Source organism: Acidocella aquatica, from assembly GCF_030160635.1.
Taxonomy (GTDB): domain Bacteria; phylum Pseudomonadota; class Alphaproteobacteria; order Acetobacterales; family Acetobacteraceae; genus Acidocella; species Acidocella aquatica.
In genome coordinates this window covers 26,432-50,818 of the sequence record NZ_BSOS01000003.1, presented here as the reverse complement: position 1 = coordinate 50,818, position 24,387 = coordinate 26,432, and the positions used below count along the sequence as shown (strand labels likewise).

23 protein-coding genes, 4 pseudogenes and 1 riboswitch are annotated in these 24,387 nt (G+C 56.9%); of the genes and pseudogenes, 18 read left to right on the top strand and 9 right to left on the bottom strand.

Annotated features, from left to right (window positions below; all coding sequences use genetic code 11):
- The first annotated feature begins 3 nt into the window (after window positions 1-3).
- From QQJ84_RS00350 to QQJ84_RS00335, 4 genes are all read left to right on the top strand, one after another.
- Window positions 4-1,194 carry an IS91 family transposase gene (locus tag QQJ84_RS00350; protein WP_284255902.1) on the top strand — a complete coding sequence of 397 codons (1,191 nt, stop codon included), beginning with the start codon at window positions 4-6 and terminating at the stop codon, window positions 1,192-1,194.
- A 595-nt stretch (window positions 1,195-1,789) separates the two neighbouring features.
- Window positions 1,790-2,206, top strand: coding sequence for a response regulator transcription factor (locus QQJ84_RS00345; protein WP_284255887.1), 417 nt, complete (start codon window positions 1,790-1,792; stop codon window positions 2,204-2,206).
- A 499-nt stretch (window positions 2,207-2,705) separates the two neighbouring features.
- The gene (locus QQJ84_RS00340) at window positions 2,706-3,047 is read left to right on the top strand and encodes a response regulator (protein ID WP_284255886.1); all 342 of its coding nucleotides are present in this window, start codon (window positions 2,706-2,708) and stop codon (window positions 3,045-3,047) included.
- A 27-nt stretch (window positions 3,048-3,074) separates the two neighbouring features.
- Window positions 3,075-5,417, top strand: coding sequence for a hybrid sensor histidine kinase/response regulator (locus QQJ84_RS00335; protein WP_284255885.1), 2,343 nt, complete (start codon window positions 3,075-3,077; stop codon window positions 5,415-5,417).
- 41 nt (window positions 5,418-5,458) lie between these two features.
- Here QQJ84_RS00335 and QQJ84_RS00330 read toward each other — a convergent pair whose 3' ends face one another.
- The 7 genes and pseudogenes from QQJ84_RS00330 to QQJ84_RS00305 form a co-directional block, all read right to left on the bottom strand.
- A complete protein-coding gene (locus QQJ84_RS00330; protein ID WP_284255884.1) occupies window positions 5,459-6,724 on the bottom strand; it encodes a DUF2252 family protein in 1,266 nt (421 codons plus the stop codon).
- Between the two features lie 36 nt (window positions 6,725-6,760).
- A complete protein-coding gene (locus QQJ84_RS00325) occupies window positions 6,761-7,321 on the bottom strand; it encodes a lipid-binding SYLF domain-containing protein (RefSeq protein WP_284255883.1) in 561 nt (186 codons plus the stop codon).
- A 170-nt stretch (window positions 7,322-7,491) separates the two neighbouring features.
- Window positions 7,492-7,623, bottom strand: a complete 132-nt coding sequence (locus tag QQJ84_RS00320) for a CsbD family protein (protein ID WP_284255882.1) — start codon at window positions 7,621-7,623, stop codon at window positions 7,492-7,494.
- A gap of 47 nt (window positions 7,624-7,670) precedes the next feature.
- Complete coding sequence (locus QQJ84_RS00315) at window positions 7,671-7,829, bottom strand: DUF3309 family protein (RefSeq protein WP_408861591.1); 159 nt, start codon at window positions 7,827-7,829, stop codon at window positions 7,671-7,673.
- 275 nt (window positions 7,830-8,104) lie between these two features.
- Window positions 8,105-8,500 (bottom strand): hypothetical protein, encoded by a 396-nt coding sequence (locus QQJ84_RS00310; RefSeq protein ID WP_284255881.1) that lies wholly within the window; start codon window positions 8,498-8,500, stop codon window positions 8,105-8,107.
- A gap of 186 nt (window positions 8,501-8,686) precedes the next feature.
- Window positions 8,687-8,779, bottom strand: a pseudogene (locus tag QQJ84_RS19405) (hypothetical protein); the annotation flags it as partial.
- A 65-nt stretch (window positions 8,780-8,844) separates the two neighbouring features.
- Window positions 8,845-10,146: pseudogene (locus QQJ84_RS00305) on the bottom strand (IS5 family transposase).
- Window positions 10,147-10,465: 319 nt separating this feature from the next.
- On the opposite strand from QQJ84_RS00305, the gene QQJ84_RS00300 reads away from it, so the two are divergent.
- The 12 genes from QQJ84_RS00300 (at window position 10,466) to QQJ84_RS00245 (ending at window position 19,594) form a co-directional block, all read left to right on the top strand.
- The gene (locus QQJ84_RS00300) at window positions 10,466-10,705 is read left to right on the top strand and encodes an AbrB/MazE/SpoVT family DNA-binding domain-containing protein (RefSeq protein WP_284255880.1); all 240 of its coding nucleotides are present in this window, start codon (window positions 10,466-10,468) and stop codon (window positions 10,703-10,705) included.
- The gene (gene mazF / locus QQJ84_RS00295) at window positions 10,705-11,058 is read left to right on the top strand and encodes an endoribonuclease MazF (protein ID WP_284255879.1); all 354 of its coding nucleotides are present in this window, start codon (window positions 10,705-10,707) and stop codon (window positions 11,056-11,058) included. Before QQJ84_RS00300 ends, mazF begins: the two co-directional genes overlap by 1 nt.
- 461 nt (window positions 11,059-11,519) lie before the next feature.
- On the top strand, window positions 11,520-11,921 hold the full coding sequence (locus QQJ84_RS00290) for a MerR family DNA-binding protein (RefSeq protein WP_284255878.1): 402 nt from the start codon (window positions 11,520-11,522) through the stop codon (window positions 11,919-11,921).
- Window positions 11,922-12,507: 586 nt separating this feature from the next.
- Complete coding sequence (locus QQJ84_RS00285; protein WP_284255877.1) at window positions 12,508-13,902, top strand: multicopper oxidase family protein; 1,395 nt, start codon at window positions 12,508-12,510, stop codon at window positions 13,900-13,902.
- On the top strand, window positions 13,895-14,389 hold the full coding sequence (locus tag QQJ84_RS00280) for a DUF411 domain-containing protein (protein ID WP_284255876.1): 495 nt from the start codon (window positions 13,895-13,897) through the stop codon (window positions 14,387-14,389). The genes QQJ84_RS00285 and QQJ84_RS00280 overlap by 8 nt, the downstream gene beginning before the upstream one ends.
- Window positions 14,390-14,424: 35 nt before the next feature.
- Complete coding sequence (locus QQJ84_RS00275) at window positions 14,425-14,781, top strand: hypothetical protein (RefSeq protein ID WP_284255875.1); 357 nt, start codon at window positions 14,425-14,427, stop codon at window positions 14,779-14,781.
- Between the two features lie 28 nt (window positions 14,782-14,809).
- A complete protein-coding gene (locus QQJ84_RS00270) occupies window positions 14,810-17,044 on the top strand; it encodes a protein-disulfide reductase DsbD family protein (RefSeq protein WP_284255874.1) in 2,235 nt (744 codons plus the stop codon).
- Entirely contained in the window at window positions 17,041-17,655 is a 615-nt protein-coding gene (locus tag QQJ84_RS00265) for a class I SAM-dependent methyltransferase (protein WP_284255873.1), read from the top strand. The genes QQJ84_RS00270 and QQJ84_RS00265 overlap by 4 nt, the downstream gene beginning before the upstream one ends.
- On the top strand, window positions 17,652-18,374 hold the full coding sequence (locus QQJ84_RS00260) for an SCO family protein (RefSeq protein WP_284255872.1): 723 nt from the start codon (window positions 17,652-17,654) through the stop codon (window positions 18,372-18,374). The genes QQJ84_RS00265 and QQJ84_RS00260 overlap by 4 nt, the downstream gene beginning before the upstream one ends.
- Window positions 18,371-18,931, top strand: coding sequence for a TlpA family protein disulfide reductase (locus tag QQJ84_RS00255; RefSeq protein ID WP_284255871.1), 561 nt, complete (start codon window positions 18,371-18,373; stop codon window positions 18,929-18,931). Before QQJ84_RS00260 ends, QQJ84_RS00255 begins: the two co-directional genes overlap by 4 nt.
- Window positions 18,932-19,032: 101 nt before the next feature.
- A complete protein-coding gene (locus QQJ84_RS00250) occupies window positions 19,033-19,338 on the top strand; it encodes a hypothetical protein (RefSeq protein WP_284255870.1) in 306 nt (101 codons plus the stop codon).
- Window positions 19,339-19,366: 28 nt separating this feature from the next.
- Window positions 19,367-19,594, top strand: a complete 228-nt coding sequence (locus tag QQJ84_RS00245; RefSeq protein WP_284255869.1) for a copper resistance CopC family protein — start codon at window positions 19,367-19,369, stop codon at window positions 19,592-19,594.
- Window positions 19,595-19,720: 126 nt separating this feature from the next.
- On the opposite strand, the pseudogene QQJ84_RS00240 reads toward QQJ84_RS00245, so the two are convergent.
- Window positions 19,721-20,185: pseudogene (locus QQJ84_RS00240) on the bottom strand (transposase); the annotation flags it as partial.
- 113 nt (window positions 20,186-20,298) lie between these two features.
- Here QQJ84_RS00240 and QQJ84_RS00235 point away from each other — a divergent pair.
- Entirely contained in the window at window positions 20,299-21,660 is a 1,362-nt protein-coding gene (locus QQJ84_RS00235) for a DUF4158 domain-containing protein (protein ID WP_284255868.1), read from the top strand.
- A gap of 87 nt (window positions 21,661-21,747) precedes the next feature.
- Window positions 21,748-23,058 (top strand): annotated as a pseudogene (locus QQJ84_RS00230) (Tn3 family transposase).
- Between the two features lie 443 nt (window positions 23,059-23,501).
- On the opposite strand, the gene cobU reads toward QQJ84_RS00230, so the two are convergent.
- The gene (gene cobU / locus QQJ84_RS00225) at window positions 23,502-24,005 is read right to left on the bottom strand and encodes a bifunctional adenosylcobinamide kinase/adenosylcobinamide-phosphate guanylyltransferase (RefSeq protein WP_284255867.1); all 504 of its coding nucleotides are present in this window, start codon (window positions 24,003-24,005) and stop codon (window positions 23,502-23,504) included.
- 37 nt (window positions 24,006-24,042) lie between these two features.
- Window positions 24,043-24,226, top strand: a riboswitch (cobalamin riboswitch).
- Window positions 24,227-24,387: the final 161 nt, after the last annotated feature.

Sequence of the window (24,387 nt, the reverse complement as noted above, 5' to 3'; positions counted from 1 at the left end):
GCCATCGTGTCAAAAAATCTGGAGATTGCGGACGTTTTTCGCCGCCATGGCGCCGCCTATCGGTGGGCGCATGACGGCCACCTGGACCGCGTTCAGCGGCGGGTTATGAGCGCCATCGAACTGTGCCGAACCGCTGCACTTGGTGGCCACACCGAGGTCTGCTCGGATTGTGGGCTAATCCGTTGCGCCTATAACTCTTGCAGAAACCGCCATTGCCCGAAGTGCCAAGGTCACGCCCGCGCCGCCTGGCTGGCGGCGCGGCAGGCCGATCTGTTGCCAGTACCATACTTCCATGTCGTCTTCACGCTGCCAGCACCGGTGGCGGAGATGGCGTTTCAGAACAAGGAGGTCGTCTATACCATCTTGTTCAAGACCGCGGCGGAGACGCTGCGCACGATTGCGGCGGACGCCAAGCATCTTGGCGCCGAGATCGGGCTACTGGCCGTGCTCCATACCTGGGGCCAGAACCTGCACCACCATCCGCATGTTCATTGCGTTGTGCCAGGCGGCGGTCCATCGCTCGACGGCGCGCGCTGGGTGGGTTGCCGGCCGGGCTTCTTCCTGCCGATCCGCGTACTATCGCGGCTGTTCCGCTGGCTGTTTCTCGCGGCGTTGCAAGGCGCATTCGAAGCTGGCGAGCTTAGCTTCTTCGGCGATCTGACGGGCCTCGCTGAACCGGATGCCTTTGCAGCAAAGCTGCGGGCGCTGCGCCAAATCGAATGGGTGGTCTATGCCAAACCACCATTCGGCGGCCCAGCCCAGGTCCTCGCCTATCTCAGCCGCTATACCCACCGCGTCGCCATCTCAAATTCCCGGATCACCGAGATCAGTGAGCAATCAGTTACCTTCCGCTGGAAGGATTATCGCCATCACGGCAAGACCAAGCTCATGACCCTCGACGCAGATGAATTCATCCGCCGGTTTCTCCAGCATACCCTGCCCGACGGTTTCCATCGCATTCGCCATTATGGGTTCCTCGCCAACGGGCACCGTGCCGCCAAAATTACCCTCTGCCGGAAGCTCCTGGCCGTACCTTCGCCCGGCCCCATAATCACAGCCAACGTAGTGGCCGCGTGTGCGCCAGCCGTGTCGCCATTAGACACCTGCCCATGCTGCGGCGGCAGGATGATCACGCTCGCCGTAACCTCGGGACCACGCCCGCTGCGGCGCCCAACCTGGTACGACACCTCATGAACAGTCACCGCTTCAACCAAGAAAATTCAATCTGGTAGATCGGCGACATGCGTGCCGGCAGTGAATGCTTTGTCGGTAAAGCCGGAGTCAAGCCGCTCTTTCAAAGAAACCAGCGCTGTCGAACCCATCAAGGTCTACCCTACGACGATCAGCACACCGTCACCGGCATGAAACAGACCAACCAAGCCGAAATGGCGGCCATACAGTTCGCCAAAATCAGATGCCGAGACCCCAGCGAAGCGCCACTATCCCCATAGTTGCCCTACGGCCGGCGGTTTCGTTCAATCCGGTTTCTGTGAGGTCGCGCACCGTCGTCGAGGCGCCGCGACGACGGTGCGCGACCTCACAGAAACCTTTAGATTCCGACGGAAGCCGGCCGGGGATTCCGATTTGATGTCGGCCACCATTCCGATTTGAAGCCAACAAAAGGAAGCAAAGTATTTTTACGCCTGCAGCTTGAAATTTCGAAACATGAGAGGAGTCTCCTGTGAGTAGATTCCGAGGCTGCCAGCAGCTATCTTTCCTGACTAAACTTTAACCTCCCAAGGCAGCGTCGCGCTTCAAGTGGCTTCCGAATTACAAATTAGGCAGGGCAATGAAAATTCTACTCGTTGAAGACGACCTTAACAACGCTGCTCTCATGTCCAAGGTCCTCGTGGACGCTGGCTATTTTGTCGAGCATCTGGCTAACGCCCGGGACGCGCTCTTTCGCGCCGCATCGGTGGAATTTGACCTTATAATTCTCGACCGGATGCTACCAGGTGGCATCGACGGTATCAGAATTGTTGAAGCGTTACGAAGCGAAAATAACCTTACACCCGTCCTGTTTCTGTCGGGCCTTGCCACTGTCGCGGACAAAGTTCGCGGCTTCAATGCAGGCGGTAGCGACTATCTGGTGAAGCCCTTCGGGGTTGCGGAATTACTGGCACGTGTTGAAGCGTTATCACGCCGCCCCTACGACAAATCATCCAAGCCAATGATAGCCCCTCGCGCTCCTGTAACACAACCGTGAGGCATGCGTGGTTCCCCGAGTGCCGAGCGGTTGGTTCTTCATGATCGACCCAAGTACCCCTCCTGACCAAACTTACCGAGCAAATTTTTTATCGTAACAATGTAACTGTTGGGGTGGACGGCCCAACAGTTACCAAAATTTCATCTTTTAGATAGGCGGCCTGGACAAACAGGCCGGATCAAAAAATGAGTATAATGATGGTGCAATGCGCATGGAATCACCAAGCGATTTCTGTCGTATCCGGCACAGATACTGAGCTATTTGGTCGCATTCCCGCCTGTTAAAGAATTTTGGTTCCCTCGCCCCACATCAAAGCTCACGCACGGATTGAAAACGGCGCTCCGCGGACTGGGGATACTCTGAGTAGTTTCCGAACCTTGGCCTGGGTGGAATTCGCGCCCACGTACGACCAATGCCCGAAAGAGTACAACAGACGTCTGGATTCTATAGCGCGGTCGCCGGAACTGGCGAAGTTTCAGGTGGCCAAAGAATCCTCGTGGTGGATGACGACCCCATGATCGGGACTTTGCTGGCATCAATGCTGGAAACATTGGGGCACAACGTCTGCGCGATCGCAGCTACCGAGGCAGCGGCCGTGGCTTATGCCGCTCAGCACAAACCGAGCTTGATGATCGTGGACGTTTGGCTGGGCGTCGGCAGCGGCCTTACGGCAATGACGCAGATCCTGCAATACGGCTTCATCCCTCATTTATTTATGAGCGGGAATATCACAAAGGTGCGGCTACAGCGGCCGGACGCAGTATTGCTTGAGAAACCCTTTAAGGAACCCGCATTGATCCACGCCATTCAAATGGCGATCAACCGTTCGCCGGCCCCATAAGCGGGAAATTGCTATCATAGGAATGATATGAAATTGACTAAATTTCTTGATGAAACGCGCCTTGAGAATGGCGCACTACAGCGCGCCATCTTTAACAGTGCCAATTTTTCAAGCATTGCGACGGATGCAAAGGGGGTCATTCAAATTTTTAATGTCGGCGCGGAGCGCATGCTTGGCTACACAGCCGCCGAAGTGATGAATAAGATCACTCCAGCCGACATTTCCGACCCGAAAGAAGTGATTGCAAGGGCTAAAGAGCTGAGCGCTGAACTTGAAACCACGATTAACCCCGGCTTCGAGGCCTTAGTCTTTAAAGCCTCGCGCGGGATAGAGGACATCTACGAGCTGACCTACATCCGCAAAGATGGAAGCCGCTTTCCGGCGGTGGTATCGGTCACGGCATTGCGAGACACGCAGGATGCCATCATCGGGTATCTGTTGATCGGTACCGATAACACTGCACGCAAGCTCGTTGAAGCCGAACAAAAAAAGCTTGATCAGCGCCTGCGTGATCAGCAATTTTATACACGCTCCTTAATCGAATCCAACATTGATGCCGTAGTAACTACCGACCCTGCCGGCATCATCACTGATATCAACAAGGAAATGGAGGAGCTCACCGGCTGCACGCGCGATGAGTTGATAGGCTCGCCTTTCAAGAGTCATTTCACGGACCCGGAACGCGCCGAGGCCGGGATCAAGCTGGTGCTAAGTGAGAAAAAGGTTACCGATTTCGAACTCACCGCATCTGCCAGGAACGGCGTACAAACGGTGGTATCTTACAACGCAACCACGTTTTACGACCGCGAACGTACCTTGAAGGGGGTATTCGCCTCCGCGCGCGACATTACCGAAAGCAAGCGGGTTGAAGCCGAATTGAAGCAGGCCAAGGCCGTAGCGGAAAGCGCCAGCCAAACCAAGTCAGACTTTTTGGCCAGCATGAGTCATGAAATCCGCACCCCTGTGAATGCCATTATCGGCATCGCCGATTTGCTGATAAAAACGCCCCTCACGCAAGAGCAGAAAAAATATGTGGATATATTCTGCCGTGCCAGCGACAATTTGCTCGACTTGATCAACGATATCCTTGATCTCTCGAAAGTTGAAGCCTCTCAGCTTGAACTTGAACGAACAGAATTCTCGCTCACTGAGTTGCTCGAAAAAGTGATGGAGATGCTGGCCGTCAGGGCGCATCAAAAGGGGCTGATTCTGGTCTGTGAACTGGTGCCTGAGGTTGACGTCAATCTGGTGGGTGATCCAACGCGTTTGCGGCAGGTACTGCTTAATTTGTTGGGTAATGCCATAAAATTCACGGAATTTGGTGAAGTGGCCTTGCGGATAACGCCAGACGTCGACTCCGCCGGGCAAAGCGCTTTGCAGTTTGCGATCTCCGATACCGGAATCGGCATTCCCGCGGAGAAACTGGGGGCAGTGTTTGAGCGCTTTACGCAGGCCGACTCTTCGACAACCCGCCGCTACGGTGGCTCGGGCCTGGGCCTGACCATTTCCAAGCGCCTAGTCGAACTCATGGGTGGACGGATCTGGGCGGAAAGCCGCTTTGGGGAAGGCAGTGTATTTTCCTTCGCTGTTCCACTCGATATCTGGACCGGCCCCGTAAAACCAACGGTTCTCGTAGCAGGCGCAGGTACGCAACCACACCTCCCGGCGCTACGAATTCTGCTGGTGGAGGATTATCCCGACAACCGCACGATCACGCTCGCCTATATGCAGGAGACGCCATACCTGATTGAAGTCGCCGAAAATGGCCTCGTCGCTTACGACAAATTTATCGCGGGACATTTCGACCTGGTGCTGATGGACCGGCAGATGCCCGTGATGGACGGGCTGACCGCGACGCGGTCAATCCGTGAATGGGAGAAAGCCAACAACCGCGCCCCCACACCGATCATTGCCCTCACCGCCGCCGCCCTCAAAGGGGATCGGGAAAAATGCGTGGCCGCTGGTTGTACGGCTTATCTCACGAAGCCGATCAAGCAATTGGTGCTGCTGCAGGCCATCATCGAACACTGTCCCGCCGTATTTTCTCCGGCCTCGATTGGAAGCCCGTCCGCCAGCACACCGCCGAGCCGTGGGCCAAGCATGGATATACCGTTATACCTGAATAATCGCCGCGAAAATGTGCGCGCGATACAGGATGCCCTGGAGCATGGGGATTTCGAGACCGTGGAGTTTCTTGGCCATGGTATGCGGGGTTCAGGCGGTATGTTTGGCTTCCAGAAGATTACCGACATCGGTGCCGGTCTCGAGCTCGCCGCCGGGAGAGCCGATATTGTCACGGCGCGCAAATGGACGGCTGAATTATCTGAATACCTCGATCAGCTCGACATCTCGCCGATTGTGGCCCCCTGATGCGTTTTTCGGCTTTTATTTTGTTTCATCCATTTCTGCGCTCAACCGGAATTCTCCAACGCATAACGCCGACAATGATTCAGATAGGCCGCCTCATGCGCAGCGACGAGCGCCACCACGCTGTTCCACAACCACGATGGAGCATCCAATGACTTCGACCGGTTGTGTTGAAGTTCAGCTAGCCATGTCTTGCGCTTAGGCCGACTTAGCTGACGGGCATGCGCCAAGCCCACGATATGTGCCAGATATTTTGCAATGCTTTTCGCGTTGTCTATCGAAATCTGCTTGATCTCGATTTTCAAATCCTGCGGCATGAGCTCGCGGACAAAAACGGCTTTGCCAAGCAGTACGGCGGATAACATTCTCTCCCCGAGAAATGGCGATAATTCACGCCCCCCTTCAACAACGCGATGCGCATTGTCGAGCGGCAAATCACCAATCAGGCTCCGCGGCGCAACTGGTGCTGCAGCTTCCTTGATATCCATCAGGCAGTGCCGTTCGTCTTTCCCCGCGCCCACGGCAGCCAAAACCGCAAAGCGCAACCTGCCCAGCGAGCTGCAACCTTTGCGCCAGTAAGCCGCATCCAGAACGCGAATCTCGGCATTTTCATCGCGTGAACGAAGCGACGTCACCAGCCGGCGAACCTGCTCCTGGGCAAACAATAGGTCAATCGCCCGCCGCTCCTCGACGGTCATCTGCCAGAACCGCCGGCCCCGCGGTATAACAGGCTTGACTCCCTCGATCCGCTCATCGGCCAGATGCTTCCAGGATCGGCCAGCCGACTTTCGCATCAGGCGCTTGACAATTTCCGGCATGGCCGCGTTTAATTCCACCGAATTTTTTGGATCCCGCGGCAGAAATGCAGTCTCGTATCCTTCGATCATGTGTTCCAGCATATGCGCGGTCGTTATACCAGGCAGGTCGGAGCCACGGGCGGCCATGGCGAGCGACAAGCCAAGGCGGATGAGATCATAGACGGGATTGCCGACAACCGTCTGATCAAAGTCACGAATTTGAATTTCCACGTCACCGTGGATATTGGCTACGGGGCCAAGATTGCCAACATGGCAATCGCCGCAAATCCAAATATCGGGACCTTGCGGCAGTCTCGCGCGATTGCCACTCGCAAGCCACTCGTAGAAATGCACAGTGCTACCCCGGACATAAGCCTGCGCGGAGGCAGCCATTTTACGATTGCGCTCCGCGGTAAGTAGTGCTGCGCGGTCCTCGGGCTTTGGGTATTTACTATCTGCCATTGGGTTCCAGCCGGTATCGCCGCAGAAATGCGGCTGGCTTGCCGTATTCAATTTACGGCACGCCAGTTTTGACTTTCAGGCTGCATCTTAGGGATTGATTCTGGAAATTTTCGTACCCTCGATGCTGACGCCCGCCATCAGCCCTTGCTGATTGAAGATGAAGGCATAGGCGTCATCTTTGAGTGTCGAGGTCGAAAGATTTTTGGCAACGCCCTGGTCAACAACAACGACCGTAGGGCCGACGCCGATTTCTAGCCCTTGCGTGTCATGAATGTATGTTACGGCCGAACGGTTCATCAGGAACACGATGTAGCCATAAGACTGCGCACCAGCCTGCAACCCCCACGAACCGGTCACGGAATTATAGTAACCGTCAATCTTCGAGCCCCGCAGCAACTCACCTTCCCCATAAGCCCCGCCGAATACCATGCCCGCCTTGATAATATTGGGGAAAATCAGCACGGCGCGAGAATTGTGATAGAGATCCGCCGCGGTAGGATTGGTTTTGCAAAGCAGATCAAGTGCCTGAACAGACTGTTGGTTAAGCTGCACCGCCGACTCCGCTTTTGCCGATGCGGCGGTGCAGATTGTAAGAACTGGCGTGAGAGCCAGTGCGGTCGCCAGAAGAATTGATTTGATTTTTGTCATGAAAAATTCCACTACGATATGGCAATTAACAGTTGTAGCTTAATTGGGCATAATCCCGCTATTTTTGCGGCTCGTTGATTGCGGGTTGATGTCTGTGATTGTTTTTTTTGTTTATCGGCAGACGTTAATCTTTACGGCTTCAAGACTTCCGTAATCGATCCAACAACATTCTAGGCCTTTCCCTCGGCCTTGTCAGCTTTGCCGTCAATCTGCAATTTTGTATCGCCGACCAGTTTTCCGGAAATCTCCTCAACCGCGCCTTTGACTTGCTTTGCGGAACCGACAATACGATCGGTGTTCACTTTTTAATACCTTTATGATTGAGAGAGCAAGTTTAGTGTTGCCTCGGTTAAATTCGACCTATAAGCAATAAAATGATGACAACGACGACAACAATGCCGAGCCCACCACTTGGATAATATCCCCACTTTGAACTATGCGGCCAAGTGGGTAAAGCGCCGATTAAAAAGAGGATTAGAATTATTAAGAGAATTCCACCAATACCCATTGTGAGACTTCCTAACTCTCGTGAGCGGCACTGATGCCGTGTACCTGATCTTCAATGTAGAACTTTGCTTGCCTAAACAGAAGGATCGGAAACTACTCACTCACCCGTTTAATCTCTGGCTTGCTTCCACCAAATTTAGAAATGCGGCACAATTTATCGCGTGCTGCTTTTTCCCTCGTATCCCAATACAAACCTCGACATCCAATATCGCAGCACCGGCGGGCCGACATCTCCAAGGTGGCGTGGAGGCCAAGTTAGCGGTTAATATCCCCGCCTTACTGCTTTTGCGGGCCGTTCTCATGGTGAGTCGGTGCCGCGGCATGTTCGGCCGGATTTGTGGGGATGGCCGGTCTGTTCATCTGCCTGTTATTAGTCACCGCATGCCCGGCGGTGCTCGCAAGCGGCTTCTGGTTGTCTCCCCCCTGGAACGCCGCGGGACGGGAGGTTGCGAGAATTGCCGGATGCCCGTTGTTGTGGCTCAGAGCAAAGGCCGGATTGGCCTCGGCGCCGCTGATGTGCCGCGCCTCGTCAGCCGTCACCTGAACGTGGTTGTCATGCTCGGCCAAACGGTCCTGCGCCGAGGGCACCGCCCTGAGCCCACCGGCTCCGCCCATGTAGCTGACATTGGTGTGGTTAATGATGGTCAGATTGTGCTGGTACACGTTATTCACATGCACCGCGCCGAAATTGTTGGCGGCTCGGTTATAGTCGAAATGCCCGCCGTCCCAGTGGCCGCCGTTATAGCCTTCATCGCCGTAACCGTATCCGTAATTAACCCCGCCATAAAAGCCGACATGCTGGCCCCAATAGCCGTTGTTGAAAACATAGCTGTCGTTCCAGCTCCAATAAGGCGGAGTTCACAGCAGGCCAGCGTCCGGCGGCTGAATCCAGGTACTGGGCACCCAATAATAGCCCATTGATCCATAAGCCCAGTAGCCCGGCGTCCATACATAGTCGCCCGTGAAGAACGCTTATTTCAGGTGAATTGAGTTTTTGCATTGTCTTGGATGACGCTCTAGATAAAGGCGCAAAGAAGAGTGATCCAGGCGATCAGGAGGCGGAAGTTGAAGCCGATGGCTGCGAGCAGGGCGTTGGCGGCGTCGCCGGAGCGGCCTTTGAGGTGGTTGCGGTCCATGCGGTGGCCTGATTTGAGATGGCCGATGACCGGCTCGACGGCTGAGCGCCGCCGCAGTTCGCGTTTGATTTTGTCGGTGACACCTCGCTTCTGGCCTGAGGTGAACACATTCAGGCCCTGGCCCTTGGGGGCGTTATGGCCGCGGTAGCCGGCATCGGCGATAATTCGTTGCAGATTGACGCCGATCTGCCGGGTGATTTCGGGTGCGACCCTGGCCAGGGTGTGGCCGTCATAAGGGTTGCCGGGAAGGGCGGCGACGTGGGCGACAAACTGCCCGCCCTGGCAGCGCTAGATTGGCGTTGCGATCGAAACTTTGACGCCGAATTCATACGGCTTGTGGGCCTTGCCCTTGCCGATGCATTCCACCTCCGGCGCGTGCAGGCTGTAAATTTTTGGGCCACGCTGTTTGGGCCGTTGCGCGTGGATGCGCTCGGCCAGCGCAACTTGGGCGCGAACGCTGCCCGCAGATCGGCATCTTCCTTGATCTTGCGGCGAATATCTCGCAGCACCCGACCAAGCTGCGTTCGTAAAGTTTTTAGCGCCCGATTGGCACGTTTGAATTGCTTGGCGTGCGCATAGCGCTGATGGCGGATCAGGGCGGCTTTGCCGACGCGCTCATAGGACTGGCGCAAGGCAACACCGTGCCGCTTGGCCTGACGGACCAGATGCACACGCGCGGGCCAGCAATTTGGCATCTGTCGGAAAGGCGATCGCCTTTGGCTGGACGGTGGTGTCCACGATCACGCGGGTGAAGTCGGCCGGCTTGGCAGCACCCGTGCGCGTCGCCGTGGCCAGGCTCTCCTGCAGCAGCGCCACCAGCCGCTCTTCGCCCATGCGCTGGCGCCAGCGGGTGATTGCGGAACGGTCGAAGGGCAGCTTGTGGCGGAAGAATTCCTCGCCGCAGAAATATTAGTAATACGGGTTCTCCAGCCAGCGGTCGCTTAAGGCTTCATCGGAAAGATCATGCATATATTTGAGGATTGCCAGACCCGCCATCAGCCGGGTCGGCACCGGCGGCCGGCCTGGCTGGTCAGTATAAACCGCGCCAAGCTTTTGCGCGAGGAACTCCCAATCGATCGTCCGCGCCAGCTTGGCGAGCGCGTGCCCGGTGTCGATGATCTGATCCAGCCGTGAGCGAAGCAGGTCATGCTGGCCGCTATCGCGAGGTTCCTTTGGTCGCATCTGTGCTCCCAAAAACATTCCAAAGGCAGAGAATCACAACCCGGCGCGCCGAATCAAATTGCCGGAAAACCGCAGAAAACCTCCGTGTTTCCAGCAATAAGAATGGTCATAAAATCCAGGATTCTGCTGAACTGTCAATTGGTTAGATGTTCTTCACGGGCGACTATTTAGCATATCCGAGCCGCTACTCCACCCCCGTACTTTCCATAAGACAGAGCGCCGCTCGCGCAATGCCGCAGCGCACAGTTTTTATTTTCTCGCCCCCGCTTGACCTGCGGGGGACCATCATGTATCTACAATGTAGCAACGGAGTGGTAAAATGCAGAGCCAGGTAAAAAAATGGGGAAACAGCGCCTCGGTCCGGATTCCCGCCGCGATCCTGGATGCTGTTCATGTGAGCATCGACCAGGATGTCGACATCCGGGCCGAGAATGGCTGCATCGTCATCGAGCCAATGCGCAAGCCGGTGACGCTGGAGAGTCTGCTGTCACAGGTTACACCGGATAATCTCCATGGCGAAGTTGATTTTGGCGGTTCCGCCGGCAGAGAAATTTTCTAATGGCAGCGGCGCCGCGTGCGAAGCCGAAATACGTCCCAGATGCCGGCGATATCGTCTGGCTGGGGTTCAACCCACAGGCCGGCCACGAGCAGGCTGGACACCGGCCAGCCGTGGTGTTGAGTCCCGCGTCCTACAATGGACGCACGGGGCTGCTGTTATGCTGTCCGACCACCACCCAAATCAAGAATTACCCATTCGAGGTTCGTTTATCAGGCAAAAAACCCAGCGTGGCGCTCGCCGATCAGATCAAGAGCCTTGACTGGCAGGCCCGGCATGCGGCACGCAAAGGACGCGCGACGACCGCCGAGTTGGATGAAATCAGGCAGAAAGCCATGGCGCTCTTGCATGGTTGATCGTGCGTCGCACGGCTGAAATCATTTGGCACTTTCCATAATTAACATTCTGCGTTTTTTGTGTCACATTAAAAAGTAGCGTCTAATCAAATAGTTAATGTCGTTGCTCCTAGTTTTCCGGATGAGGTTCCGAGAAACCGGACCGGATCCGAGTTTCTGGACTCGAATCTCTTTTCAAGCACGATTCGACTGTGAAGTGTCTGACCGCTGCCTCTGTTCTGACTTCAACGCAGTCCAATTGTAAGGATCATTTTGCGGTGCGTCCAGAATTAAAGCACCATATCTCTCAGATCAACCTATTGATAAAGCACGGTTTCATGGTCGTCTGAATCCGCTCTATTCGGAAAAACGACAGAACCAGGTCTTTGCAGGTGCTGCGATGGCATTCAGCAGCGTCTCGGTGGTGCTGAACGCGCTGCTGCTCCGAAATTGGCGGCCGAGGGTAGATTGATGGTGATGTCGTGAATATTGGTCAGGCTGCTCTGGCCTCTGGTATTAAGGCCAAAATGATCCGTTACTATGAAGGCATCGGCCTCATCCAAGCTGCCTCACGCACCGAGGCTGGCTACCGGATCTATACGGATACCGATGTGCGAACCTTGCGGTTTATCCGGCGGGCGCGTGATTTCGGGTTGCCGATGGCGCGGATCAAGCTGCTAATCGGGCTTTGGCAGGGCAAAAAACCCAGCCGGGCGGTGAAGCAGATTGCGCTGGAACATGTCTCCGAGCTGTCGGGGAAAATCGTCGAGCTGACCGCGATGCGTGACGCCTTGCGGGAGCTGGCCGATGCCTGCGACGGCGATAACCGGCCGGAATGCCCAATTCTTCGTGATCTGGAGGGTGCGGGCGGCCATGCTTTGTAACCACCCCCCGACCCTGCCACTTGAGGCGATTGGCAGATCGGCGTATGGATGGTTCCGATGGGTGGATTAACCGCATTCTGGCGCTCAATTATTGCACTGGTCATTGTGATCTCAGTGATGGCGCCATCCTTCGCCCGCGCTATGCCCATGCAATCAGGGCCAATGCAGACAAATGTGATGATGTCCATGGGCTGCAATGGGTCTCATTGTGCAGACCACCCATCCGGCTCGCCTGCAAAAATGAAGGCCAGCGGCTGCGCAACTGCGTTATGTACATCACCCGGCTGGGTTTTACCGGCGCAATTTGTTGTCTCGGCGGTCTCGTTCTATCCGATCCGCCACGAGCTTGCATCTCAAGCTGCGCCCACCGGTATACTGCGCATTCCCGACCCATACCCTCCTAGACAGCTTCCCTGAAATCTAGCCGCCGCTCCTGATCGGGCCGGCGGCATCGGGAACTTGTCCAGACGCGACAGCGTCAGTCTGGCTGTACAATTTCCGCATGCGTGCGGGGATTCAGCCCTTTATGAGGTATGATTTTATGTCAATAATAGAGTCGACGGCCTTGAGCCGGCGGCGTTTGTTAATGGCCGGGGGCGCCATTGCGACCACGCGCTTATTGCAAGCGCAGGCCGCGAGTGCCGCGGAAAATAACAACAGTACTGTTAACCTGAAACCCGCGCCAGCCTTGGCCCCCATCATGGGGACCGGTCAACCGGAAACGCCCGTGCTTGCCTATAATGGCATGGTGAGCGGCCCGGCGCTGCACTTGCACCAGGGCGTCGCGTTCCAAAACAATGTCCAAAACGGCCTCGACGAGGGCACAACGGTTCATTGGCATGGCATCAGATTGCCGAACGCCATGGATGGCGTGCCGGACCTAACCCAGAAGTCAATCGCACCTGGCGCCAGCTTCCAATACGCTTTTACCCCGCCGGACGCCGGTACGTTCTGGTATCATCCGCACGACCACACCGCCCGGCAAATGGGACGTGGCATGGCCGGCGCATTGATCGTTGAGGAGCCGGAGCCGGCTGGTTTTGACCGGGACATACTGTGGGTTTTGCAGGACTGGGAGTTGCTGCCTGACAACGAGATCGTTGATGGCTTCGACGACGTCATGCAGGGCATGATGGCCGGGAGGATCGGCTCAACCGTAACCATCAACGGTACGCTGCCCACGCCGTTACCGCTGCGCGCGGGCGAGCGGATAAGGCTGCGGCTGATCAATGCTTGTCTGGCCCGATTCATGGCGCTGCGCTTTGCCGGGCACCGGGTCGTGGTGATGGCCCTCGACGGCCAGCCGGTTACGCAGCCCTATGAACCTGATGGCGGGCTCACCGTTATCGCACCGGCCCAGCGTGTTGATCTGTTGCTGGAAGCAACGGGGGATCCCGGCAGCACCTACCCTGTCACGGATGAATTCTATGGATACGACGGCAGCTATAAACTCACCGATCTGGCTTATTCCGGAACGCCAAAATTAATCACCTCGTCGAAGCCGATCATTCTGCCACCAAATCCGGTGCCAGTCCCCGACCTTAAAAATCCCGTGCGGCACCACCTAACCATCGTTGGTGGCGGCATGAGCGGCATGGGCATGGGTGGCATGATGGGCGGAATGGGCATGATGGGGGATAGCAACACCCCGGTTGCCATTTGGGGGATCAAGGGCCCGAACGGGCTGAACGAAGGCATGACGCCGATCTTTACCCTGCCACTGGGACGTACCGCACTTATAACACTAACAAACACAACGAATTGGTGGCACCCGATGCACCTGCACGGCTACAGCTTCCATGTCTTATCGCGCAATGGCGCCGTCGCGAAGTATCCGCATATCCGTGACACTGTGATTCTACGGCCCAAGGATACCGTGGATATCGCTTTTGTGGCCGACAATCCAGGCGACTGGATGTTTCATTGCCATGTCATCGAACATCAGGATTTCGGGCTGATGACGGTGATTCGCGTTGCCTGACTCTATCATCAAAAAGGAAAAACAAATGATAACTGGAATATTAAGAAAAGCCATGTTCGCGCTCACCGTGCTTACGCCGGTATCGGCTATTGCTGCTCCCATTCAGGCAACGTTATATAAAAACCCCGCCTGCGATTGCTGCGAAACCTATGCCAAATATCTCGACAAAAACGGATTTACCGTGAAGGTCGTGCCGTCGCCCAATCTTGATGCTCTGACGGAGGAGGCTGGAGTGCCGACATCGTTGGTTGGGTGTCACCTTACGAAAATCGACGGGTATGTGGTCGAGGGGCATATCCCGGCCTCGATTGTTCAAAAGCTGCTCACCCAGCATCCGCCCATTAAGGGCATAGCTATTGCTGGTATGCCAGCTGGATTGCCGGGCATGCCGAGCATGGCGGGGATGAGTTCCGGGCCAATCAATGTTTACGAAATCGGTCCCACGACACCGGTCGTTTTTGCCACCATTCAACCCGGTGAATTCTGAAGCACGCTTTTTAAACTTCATGGAGGAACAATAGAATGTTTAGGACCGTACAGACGACGATCATCACTGGCGTTTTACTCGCCACCTTGGCTGGCGCATCGGTCGCACAGGCCGCACCACCACCGGCGGCGACCAATGATATGACGCAAGGCAACAGCGGCATGATGGGTAGTGGGAATATGATGAGTCGTGGTGGCATGATGGGTGATTACGGCAAAATTGCCGGAAAAACCGGTGGCAATATGATGGGCATGATGGCGATGATGACGGCATGCACGAATATGATGACCGCGCAGATCAACATGATGAACGCCATGACCAATGAGATTAACGCACAAACCAAGCTGCTGACGCATGGTGCGGCGCCGTCCGCCGGACCGATGCCTAAATAGCCTTTGGCTTTCAAAAGCTGTTGCGGTGATGCGCATTTATGAATGGGCATTGCCGCAACAGCAATGTTTCTGGGAGTTCCCGTTGAGTATCGAAACCATGAGGTTGCAGACAAAAAAATCTTGTCTGTTTGCATTCGCCTTGCTTGTCTCTCTGGGCGGTTGGGTTGCATCTGCCCTTCCGGCGCATGCCGCGGCCACGTCATGGGTTGGCGATGGCCATGCATCGGCGCGTCTGATTACCGCCGTGCAGGCAACCGGCTCCGCGGGGCAGATTGACGCGGCCTTGCAAATCCGGCTGGCGCCGGGCTGGCACGCCTATTGGCGCAGCCCCGGCGACGCCGGAATCCCGCCATCCATTGATTGGAGCGGATCGAAGAACCTGCAATCGACACAACTATACTGGCCGGCGCCGAAACGCTTTCTACTCGATGGTTTAATCACCCAGGGTTATGAAAATGGCGTTGTCCTCCCGATTGCGGTGGCGCTCGATCAACTCGGCCAGCCGCTAGATCTCCATGCACTGGTTCACTACGCGGCGTGCAAGAATGTCTGCGTTCCTTATACGGCCTTGCTCACCCTTCAGCTTCCTACCGGCATTGCTGTACCTGGTCCTCAGGCACCGCTCATTTCCCAGGCATGGACCACGATTCCGGGGAACCTCTCCGACGCCGGTATATCGCTATCCTCCGTCATCATATCGAACGCACCCAGCAACGCGGCTGGGTCAATCCTGTCGGTGGTGCTTGACACAGGCAGGACGGTTTTATCAAATCCAGATATTTTTGTTGAAGGCATACTGGCGACAACACCATCCGCGCCGCAGATCCAGCTCGATCCAGAACATCATCGCGCCATTCTAAGCATATTTCTGACGCGTCAAACACCGACTGCGATGGCCGGTAAAGCGTTGCAGTTTACCTTTGAAAATGGAACGCACGCCGCGAGTTTTACGGCAACACCTACCATCGGCCCATTGCCTCGCATGGGAGCCGGGTCAAACGATGTGGCAATCTTGCTGATTGCGTTGCTCGGTGGCCTGATTTTGAATGTCATGCCCTGCGTATTGCCGGTTTTGTCGTTGAAATTATTTGGCCTGTCGAATGCACGCGGTGATGAGCAAATACAATTCCGGCTCAACCTTGTGACAACCGCAGCCGGTATCATATCATCTTTCATCATCATCGCCTTCATTTTGGTTCTTCTGAAAGCCGCAGGGGCTGCGATCGGTTGGGGTATTCAATTCCAACAGCCATGGTTTTTGGGATTTATGGCTGTGCTGACAACATTATTCGCTGCCAGCCTGTGGGAGTGGTTGCCGATTGCAATGCCGGGGTTTACCGGACAAGCCGCAAATGCCGGCAAAAGTCACCACCCCAGGGTGACGGCATTCATAACAGGTGCATTGGCGACCGTTCTCGCGACGTCGTGCACCGCACCTTTCGTTGGAACCGCCGTCGGCTTTGCGTTGGCTCGTGACCCGTTGACGATATTTGGAATATTTCTGACACTTGGGATCGGCATGGCATTGCCTTATCTAGCGGTGACGGCAGTTCCTGGGTTGTTGCGTTTTATGCCGAAGCCTGGGGCATGGATGATCAAGGTCCGGATCATTCTCGGCTTCGCGCTTCTTGTCACTTCGATTTGGCTTATTTCCATCATTGCGGCAGTTGTCTCACAACATGCCGCACTTATTGCAGGCGGCCTCTTGTCGGCAATATTGCTTCTGCTGTTTATCCGACATCGTTGCAATGTCAGCAGACCCATATTCCGCCGGATGATGGCAGCGCTTACCATCGGGCTGGCGGTAACTGCCACGATCATGCCAAGCCTGATGCAACAGGCAATCGTGAAATCGGGACAGGCGGATGCCGCTCCATCCACAATATGGCAGCCCTTTGACCAAACGCGGATCGCCGGACTTGTTGGGCAGCACAAACTTGTCTTCGTCGATGTCACTGCCGCCTGGTGTCTGATTTGCAAGGTCAATGCATTGACCGTTCTTGATCGTGATCCGGTTGCCGCACAATTACGAGCATCTAATGTTGTCACGATGCGCGCGGATTGGACTCGTCCGAGTGTTATTATCACGGCCTATCTGGAGAGTTTCCATCGTTATGGCGTACCGTTGGATGTCATTTATGGGCCCGGTGCGCCCTCGGGAATTGTATTACCAAGCCTGCTGACTTCAGGGCTCGTGATGCAGGAATTCCAGCGCGCTGCGGTGCCACCCGGCAAGCAAAATCAAACGGAGGTCACAAAATGAGTTTCTACCAGCATCACATCTTGCCGCCATTGCTCAATTTCGTCATGCGGCAAAAACCGCTACAGCCATTCCGCGAGCGCGTCATTAGCCAAGCGGTGGGCGACGTTCTTGAAATCGGCATCGGCTCTGGCCTCAACCTGCCGCTCTATGGCGCCGGCGTACGCAGTGTCATCGGCATCGAACCCTCCTCCGAGCTTCTGGCAATGGCAGAACAACAAATGGCGCGCGTCCTGGTGCCGGTAGAATTTCTGCAAGCGTCTGCGGAGGCGCTGCCGATCGAATCGCACTCCGTTGATACCGTCGTTACCACCTGGACTCTCTGTACGATTCCTGACGCGCGAAAGGCGTTGCAGGAAGCCAGGCGCGTGCTGCGGCCAGGCGGCACATTGTTGTTCGTTGAGCATGGCCGCGCACCTGAAAAAGCCGTGGCACGCTGGCAGGATCGCATAGACCCGCTCTGGGGACGGATCGCCGGGGGATGCCATCTCAACCGCCAGATTGATGCGCTCATCATTGAAGCCGGATTTCAGATCGATACCATGCGCCACGACCGTATGCCCGGTCCGCGCACACATAATTATCTTTATGAAGGTCAGGCCCATCCGCAATGAATCCAGATCAATCTTCACCACTAAATCCGCAAAGCAAACGGACCTCCAAATGGTCCCGCCGACTTCGTATTGCGGCGATTGGTATTTTGGGCACCATTGCCGTCGCTTTAACGATTGGGGCGATTGACCCGGCTTTGCTTGGTGTCAACCCATCTGACGTTCTGGCAAGGGTGTTTGGTCCACCACCTGGCAATCAGATGGCGACGACCACCAATTCAGCAATCCCGCCGGGCGCGCCAATCGGCGGGCCTTTCCAGCTTACGGATCAGCTTGGCCAACCGGTCACTGACGCGACATATCACGGCAAATACATGCTGGTATTCTTCGGCTTCAGTCACTGCCCGGATGACTGCCCGTTGACGTTGGAAAAAATGGCTCTGGCAATGAAGAATCTAGGGCCGCTTGCCCAACAAATTGCCCCGATCTTTATTACGATTGATCCGGCACGAGACACACCTGACGTTCTCGATGTCTATCTCCAAAAATTTGGACCGGAGATGATCGGACTTACCGGAAGCTCCACGCAGATTACCACCGTTGCCCATGAATATGACGTATCCTTCAACACGAATGATCTCGAAGCATCAGGCGCCAGCCTGATCAGTCACTCGACATATCTGTATCTCATGGGACCAGATGGAAAATTTCTTAATCTGTATCCGTTCACCATCACTGTTGCACAACTAACTTCGGCACTGAAAGCGCAGGTGAACCAATGATCACGCAACAATCCGTAAACCGCCGGAATTTTCTGCGTACGTCAGCACTAATACCTCCGTTTGTTATAGCAGCAACCTCAATCGCGCGAGCAGATGACTTACCGCCGCCGCGGCTGAGCGAAACTGCGCCAATGCCATTTCCGGCCCTAGATTTCAAGACGGAGAGTGGCTCGTCCATCAGCCTTAAGACCTTCCGAGGCAAATTCATTCTCCTGAACATCTGGGCGACGTGGTGCGCGCCCTGCCGCGAAGAAATGCCGACGCTTGACCGCTTACAAAGCACGCTTGGGGGCCCACACTTCCAGGTCGTTCCTGTATCGATTGACACCGGTGGCCTGGCACCGGTGCGGCAGTTTTATACCGAGATTGGGATAAAACATCTCAGGATATATCTGGATACTTCGGGAGACATCATGCAGGCGCTCAACCTCGACGGCATCCCGGCTACATTTCTGATCAACCCGGATGGACGGCAGATCGGCCAGCTTGAGGGGGGTGCTGACTGGGATAGCCCATCATCACTTTCCTTTTTTAAACGAACCATGACGGCGGCGTGACTTTAACCTGAACGGAGGACTTAACAATGAAATGCTCACCTTCATCAAATTCATGTTCAACATCAAATCAAACAGGTCCGCACAGTTGGCGTTCACGGCTTATGGGGCGTACCGGCATCATTCTCGGACTAATCGTTATCGGCGGCGGAGCTTTAGCTTTTGGCGGTGGCTGGGGTCGGCTGGTCGCCATTGGTGTTGCGCCGATCATTCTTTCCATCCTACCCTGCCTGGTCATGTGTGGCCTCGGGTTATGCATGATGGGCATGCGTAAGGGCAAAAAATCTGCCATAACCCCAACGCTTCCTCTTATTCAAAACGAGCCAGGAAATCCGGGACCAGAAATTCTGCAAGGCGATCTATTAGAGCCTTCCACGCCGAGGACCAGTCAATCGTTTTCCAACACCTAAACCACCGAACATAAGAGAGCTTATTGATATGCGTATTCTTGCAGTCATCGCTTTGGCATTCACTATTTTGACGATTAAAACTGGATCAGCATTCGCTCATGCCTATCCGGTGCATGAAACTCCACCCGCAAATGCGGTGCTTAAAGCATCACCGAAAATCGTCTCGATTACCTTCACGGAGGGCGTGAACGCTCATTTCAGCGGAATAATCGTGACAGACGCCAATGGGCAACGAGAGGTGGCCGGGTTTGTCTGAACACCGTTTCGCTTTCTTTAAGTGGAAGCTCTGCCGGGTTGGTTGGTAGTATGCCGGTATCTGGGCCTTGCGCAAGGAGGGCGTAGCCCGACTGGAGCAAGGCCCAGATACCGGCGGCGAAATTTTTCAGGCGGCCGCCAGCAGCGGGGGCTTGATGAAGTAGACGGTATCGGGCGTGCGTGCGCCAAGGCTCGAATGCGGGCGCCGTCCATTGTAGAAATTCAGGTACCGGCCAAGTCCGGCGCGGGCCTCGGCGACACTGGCATAGGCGTGCAGATACACCTCCTCATACTTCACCGATCGCCAGAGCCGCTCGACGAACACGTTGTCGCGCCAGGCCGCCTTGCCATCCATGCTGATCGCGATTTTGTGCCCCAGCAGCAGCCCGGTGAAGTCACCGCTGGTAAACTGGCTGCCCTGATCGGTGTTGAAGATCTCTGGTTTGCCGTGCCGGGCGAGCGCTTCCTCAACCGCCTCGATACAGAATTCCGCCTCCAGCGTGATCGACAATTTCCAGGCCAGCACTCGCCGGCTGAACCAGTCCACCACCGCCGCAAGATAGACAAAGCCGCGCGCCATGGGGAGTGGAGTAGGAAGCGCCTGAGCGCTTCCCCTCCCCGAACCGTACGTGCACCTTTCAGCGCATACGGCTCTCTATTCAACCTTGGCCCAGGGCCATGGCGACTTCATGATTCCCGGCGCCGATGGTCGCCTTCGTCGCCCAACAGATCGGCGTCAATTCGGGTGCATTGGCCGAGTATGCCCGGCGTGACACAAACCGGCGCGAGCATGCAGTTGAGGCGCAGCGCCATCGCGGGCTGCATCCGGCCGGTCGCGATGACCGGCGCGCAGCACTTCAGGTAGCGATCACCATAGCCGCCGCGACCGATCTGGGAAAGCCGATTGCCGAGGCGATCATCGCCGCATTCAGGGAGCGCAAGTCGGTGCTTCCGGCGACCGATACGCTCGACCGGATCGGCCGCGCCGCACGGGTCATCGCGCGGCACCGGATGGAAGCGGCGCTGCTCGATGGTCTCACGGCCGAGGGGCTGGCCACACTCGATAGGCTGCTCACCGTCGATCCCACCATCCGGCAAACCCGCTTCGCCTGGCTGCGGGCCTTGCCGGAGGCGCCGAGCGAGAAGAATCTACTCGCCCACCTCGAACGATTGAGCTTCGTCCGGGCGTTCCACCTTGACCCGCAGCGCCGGGCACACATTCATCCGAACCGCTGGGCCCAGTTGGTGCGCGAGGGCGCGGTGACGCCGAGCTGGCTGGCCGACGACTTCAATGCCGGACGCCGGTGCGCACTGATCGCAGCGCAACTGATCGAGCTGCGCAGCAAGCTGACCGATGCCACGCTCACCATGTTCTGTCGGTTGATTGCCCGCCTGTTCACCAAGTCCAAGGCCCGGCAGGAGCGGCGGCATCTGGATGATCGCAAGGAGACGGGTCGGCTGCTGCGCATGTTCGGCGACACGCTGCGCGCGCTCGCCGAAGCCAACGAGACCGGCGAGGACACCTTCAAGGTGCTCGACCGCGAGATCGGCTGGCGTCGCCTGGTCCAGGCCCGAGTCGATGTCGAGGCATTGGCCGCGACCGCCGAGGCCGATCCGCTCCTCGGCGCCGCCGCGCACTATTCCTGGGTCCGCCGCTATGCGCCTGCTCTGCTTGAGGCCTTCACCTTCCGGTCTGCCCGGGAGCATGACCCGCTGCTGGCAGCGATCGAACTTCTGCAACAGCTCAATCGGGACGACCGCCGTGGGTTGCCGGCCAAGATACCGATTGGCCATCTCACCCAAAAAGTTCGCAAGCTCATCGCTGCCGATGGCAAGCGTGACCGCCGTCTGTGGGAGATCGCCACCCTCGCCGCGTTGCGTGGCCGCCTGCGGTCTGGCGAAGTCTGGGTTGAGGGCGGCCGGGCTTTCTGCCCTCTGGAGACCCAACTCATGCCGAGCCCGGCCTTCGCGGCGCGCAAGGCGGGGGGCGATCTGCGGCTCGGCGTCCCGCACGACGCCGATGCCTGGATCGCCGAAAAGCAGCGGAAATTGGACTTCAAGCTGTAGAAATTGAGCTACCAGGCCCGGGCCGGCAAGCTCGTCGGCGTCCGCCTGGTCAATGGTGTCCTGACTATCGCGAAAGAACGCACCAAAATGGCGAAAGCGAAGGTCGAAGCGGCGAAATGGCTGATCCTCGACCGAATGCCGCAGATCGACGTCACCGACCTCCTGGCCGAGGTCGACACATGGACCGGCTTCGCCCATTGGTTCACCCATCTGCGCACCGGCGACGCGGTTCGGCTCACCCCGGTCCTGCTTGCGGCGATCCTCGGTGACGCGACCAATCTCGGCGCCAAGCGCCTGGCCGACGCCTCGGTCGGGCTCAGCGAGCGGCAGATCACCTGGGCCCGGCTGTTCCACATCCGCCCCGAGACCTACAAGGCGGCCTTGGCCGCGATCATCAACGCCCAACTGGCGCATCCTTTCGCCAAGCTCTAGGGCAACGGCTCGACCTCCTCATCGGACGGCCAGTTTTTTCGCGCCGCCGGCCGGGGCGCCAAGCGCAGCGACGTTAACGCCCATTACAGTGGCGACCCCGGCAGCAAATTCTACACCTGGGTCTCCGATCAGTACGGCCACTTCCACATCCTTCCGATGGGCGCCACCGAGGACGAAGCCGTCTATGTGCTCGACGGGCTCTACGGACATGAGAGCCGAATCGAAATCGACGAGCACTACGTCGAAACCGGCGGCGCCAGCGACCATATCTTCAGCCTGTTCACATTGGGCGGAAAGCGCGTCGCACCGCGGCTGCGCGATCTCAAGGATTGGCGCCTGCACAGCTTCGAGGGCGCAGATGCCTACCCGGCCATCAAGCATCACATCGGCGAGTGTATCGATGCCGCCGCAATCCGCGCGGGCTGGGATGAAGCGTTGCGTGCCGGCGTCTCGATCGTGGATCGGCTCGTTGCGCCTTCGACCTTGCTGAAAAAGCTCGCCGCCCGGCCAAAAACGAACACGCTGTCGCGCGCGCTGCGTGAAATCGGCCGGATCGAGCGAACCCTGTTCATGACCGAGTGGTATTCCAGCCCACAGCTGCGCGGTCGCTGTCGGGCCGGGCTGAACAAGGGCGAGGCCGGCAACAAGCTGACCCGGGCAGTCTTTTTCCACGAGCGTGGCGAAATCTGCGACGGCTCCTTCGAGAGCCAGGCTTTCCGCGCCTCCGGCCTCAACCTGGTGGTCAGCGCCATCATCTTGTGGAACACCGCCTATCTCTCACGCGTCGTCCAGAGCCTACGGGACGAAGGACATGACCTGCCGGATGACATCATTCGCCACATCTCACCGCAGATCTGGGAGCACATCAACCTGACCGGTATCTACGACTGGAGAGGTGAGGCCCAACCAAAAGGCACTTTCCGACCGCTCCGCACCACCAAAAAGAAATTCATCTCCGCCGCATGAACCGCAAAACCGCATGTTTCCGTTATGTTCTATGACGTCGTACAGCTACGCACAGTTCTTGTCGTGCCCCCTTGTGGGCTTTGCCTTTACGGTCGGCGTCTTTTCCAGTTGAACGACCTTGGCTTCCAATTCGGCAATTTGTGCTGCCGACGCTTTGGCCGCACGAACCGCTTCACGGCTCTTGTTGCGCAATGTGTCGATCGTCTTTAGTGCCTTGTCCAGCTGAATGCGAAGCTCATTTTTGCTCAGTACAGGGGCTTTTATCGCAGCTGGCTTTTTCGCCGGAGCTGCGGCTTTAACAACCTTGGTCGCCAGGACGACGCTCGGCTTTGCAGCTTTGGTCGCAGGTTTGACGGCTATGTATACGGGCCGCCGCGGACCGTGCGGCGCATTCGGCGCATCTCACCGACACCGGCATTTTCAAATTTCTTCTCGGTCTGCCTTTACTTCACAATCATCGGCAGGCCCGCCACCATAAGCACGACGCGGTCTGCAACCGCTGCCAATTGCTGGTGTAGCCGCCCAGCAGAGTCGCGGAAGCGCCGTGCCAGGGCGTTTTCCGGTACAATACCCAGCCCCACCTCATTGGAAACTAGCCAGACCTGGTTTTGCAACCGTTGCACTGCCGCCACCAGCGCGCTGCCCTTTGCCTCCAAATCCATCTCCGCAAACATCAAATTATTCAACCACAAGGTTAAGCAATCGACAACCGCCACATCGCTGGGCTGCAAACCGGCCAGTGCCCTGAGCAAATCCACTGGCGCCTCCACTGTATGCCAAGCAGGCCCCCGCTCGGCGCGATGCCGATCTATCCTCTGGCGCATCTCCTCATCGAACGCCTGGCCAGTCGCGATCATCACCAACGGTCCCACCTGCCTCTCGGCCTGCATCTGAGCAAAACGGCTTTTGCCGGAACGGGCACCTCCCAGGACAAGTGTCAGCGACAAAAATACCTCCTGTTTGACCGTGTCATCTTCTACCCGTTACACTCCAAGGGCGATAGGTTCCTCGAAAGAGGATTAAAACGGGAATTTGGGTGCGGTGCCCAAGCTGCCCCCGCAACTGTAAGCGATGAGTTTTGGCGCGACATGCCACTGGGTTCCGGCCTGGGGGCGCACCAAGGCGATAACCCGCGAGCCAGGAGACCTGCCTGTCGTTGTCGTCTTTCGTCCGGCCGAGGTGGCCGCTCGAACGGGTATTTCTCCCGGGTGGCGATTCGTTTGCTGCGCTGGCGCGCGGGCAGGCGGTGCGCCCTATACCAGGGCTCAACCTGCCTCGCCCGCCTGCCAGTTCGGTTGATTATTCACTATGGGAGATCGCGATGCGCTG

Coding starts and splice junctions, on each gene's coding strand:
- QQJ84_RS00345 (WP_284255887.1), top strand. CDS start 1,790: ATGAAAATTCTACTCGTTGAAGACGACCTTAACAACGCTGCTCTCATG.
- QQJ84_RS00335 (WP_284255885.1), top strand. CDS start 3,075: ATGAAATTGACTAAATTTCTTGATGAAACGCGCCTTGAGAATGGCGCA.
- QQJ84_RS00325 (WP_284255883.1), bottom strand. CDS start 7,321: ATGACAAAAATCAAATCAATTCTTCTGGCGACCGCACTGGCTCTCACG.
- QQJ84_RS00315 (WP_408861591.1), bottom strand. CDS start 7,829: ATGGGTATTGGTGGAATTCTCTTAATAATTCTAATCCTCTTTTTAATC.
- QQJ84_RS00300 (WP_284255880.1), top strand. CDS start 10,466: ATGCAGAGCCAGGTAAAAAAATGGGGAAACAGCGCCTCGGTCCGGATT.
- mazF (WP_284255879.1), top strand. CDS start 10,705: ATGGCAGCGGCGCCGCGTGCGAAGCCGAAATACGTCCCAGATGCCGGC.
- QQJ84_RS00285 (WP_284255877.1), top strand. CDS start 12,508: ATGGCCGGGGGCGCCATTGCGACCACGCGCTTATTGCAAGCGCAGGCC.
- QQJ84_RS00275 (WP_284255875.1), top strand. CDS start 14,425: ATGTTTAGGACCGTACAGACGACGATCATCACTGGCGTTTTACTCGCC.
- QQJ84_RS00270 (WP_284255874.1), top strand. CDS start 14,810: ATGCGCATTTATGAATGGGCATTGCCGCAACAGCAATGTTTCTGGGAG.
- QQJ84_RS00265 (WP_284255873.1), top strand. CDS start 17,041: ATGAGTTTCTACCAGCATCACATCTTGCCGCCATTGCTCAATTTCGTC.
- QQJ84_RS00260 (WP_284255872.1), top strand. CDS start 17,652: ATGAATCCAGATCAATCTTCACCACTAAATCCGCAAAGCAAACGGACC.
- QQJ84_RS00255 (WP_284255871.1), top strand. CDS start 18,371: ATGATCACGCAACAATCCGTAAACCGCCGGAATTTTCTGCGTACGTCA.
- QQJ84_RS00250 (WP_284255870.1), top strand. CDS start 19,033: ATGGGGCGTACCGGCATCATTCTCGGACTAATCGTTATCGGCGGCGGA.
- QQJ84_RS00245 (WP_284255869.1), top strand. CDS start 19,367: ATGCGTATTCTTGCAGTCATCGCTTTGGCATTCACTATTTTGACGATT.
- QQJ84_RS00235 (WP_284255868.1), top strand. CDS start 20,299: ATGGTCGCCTTCGTCGCCCAACAGATCGGCGTCAATTCGGGTGCATTG.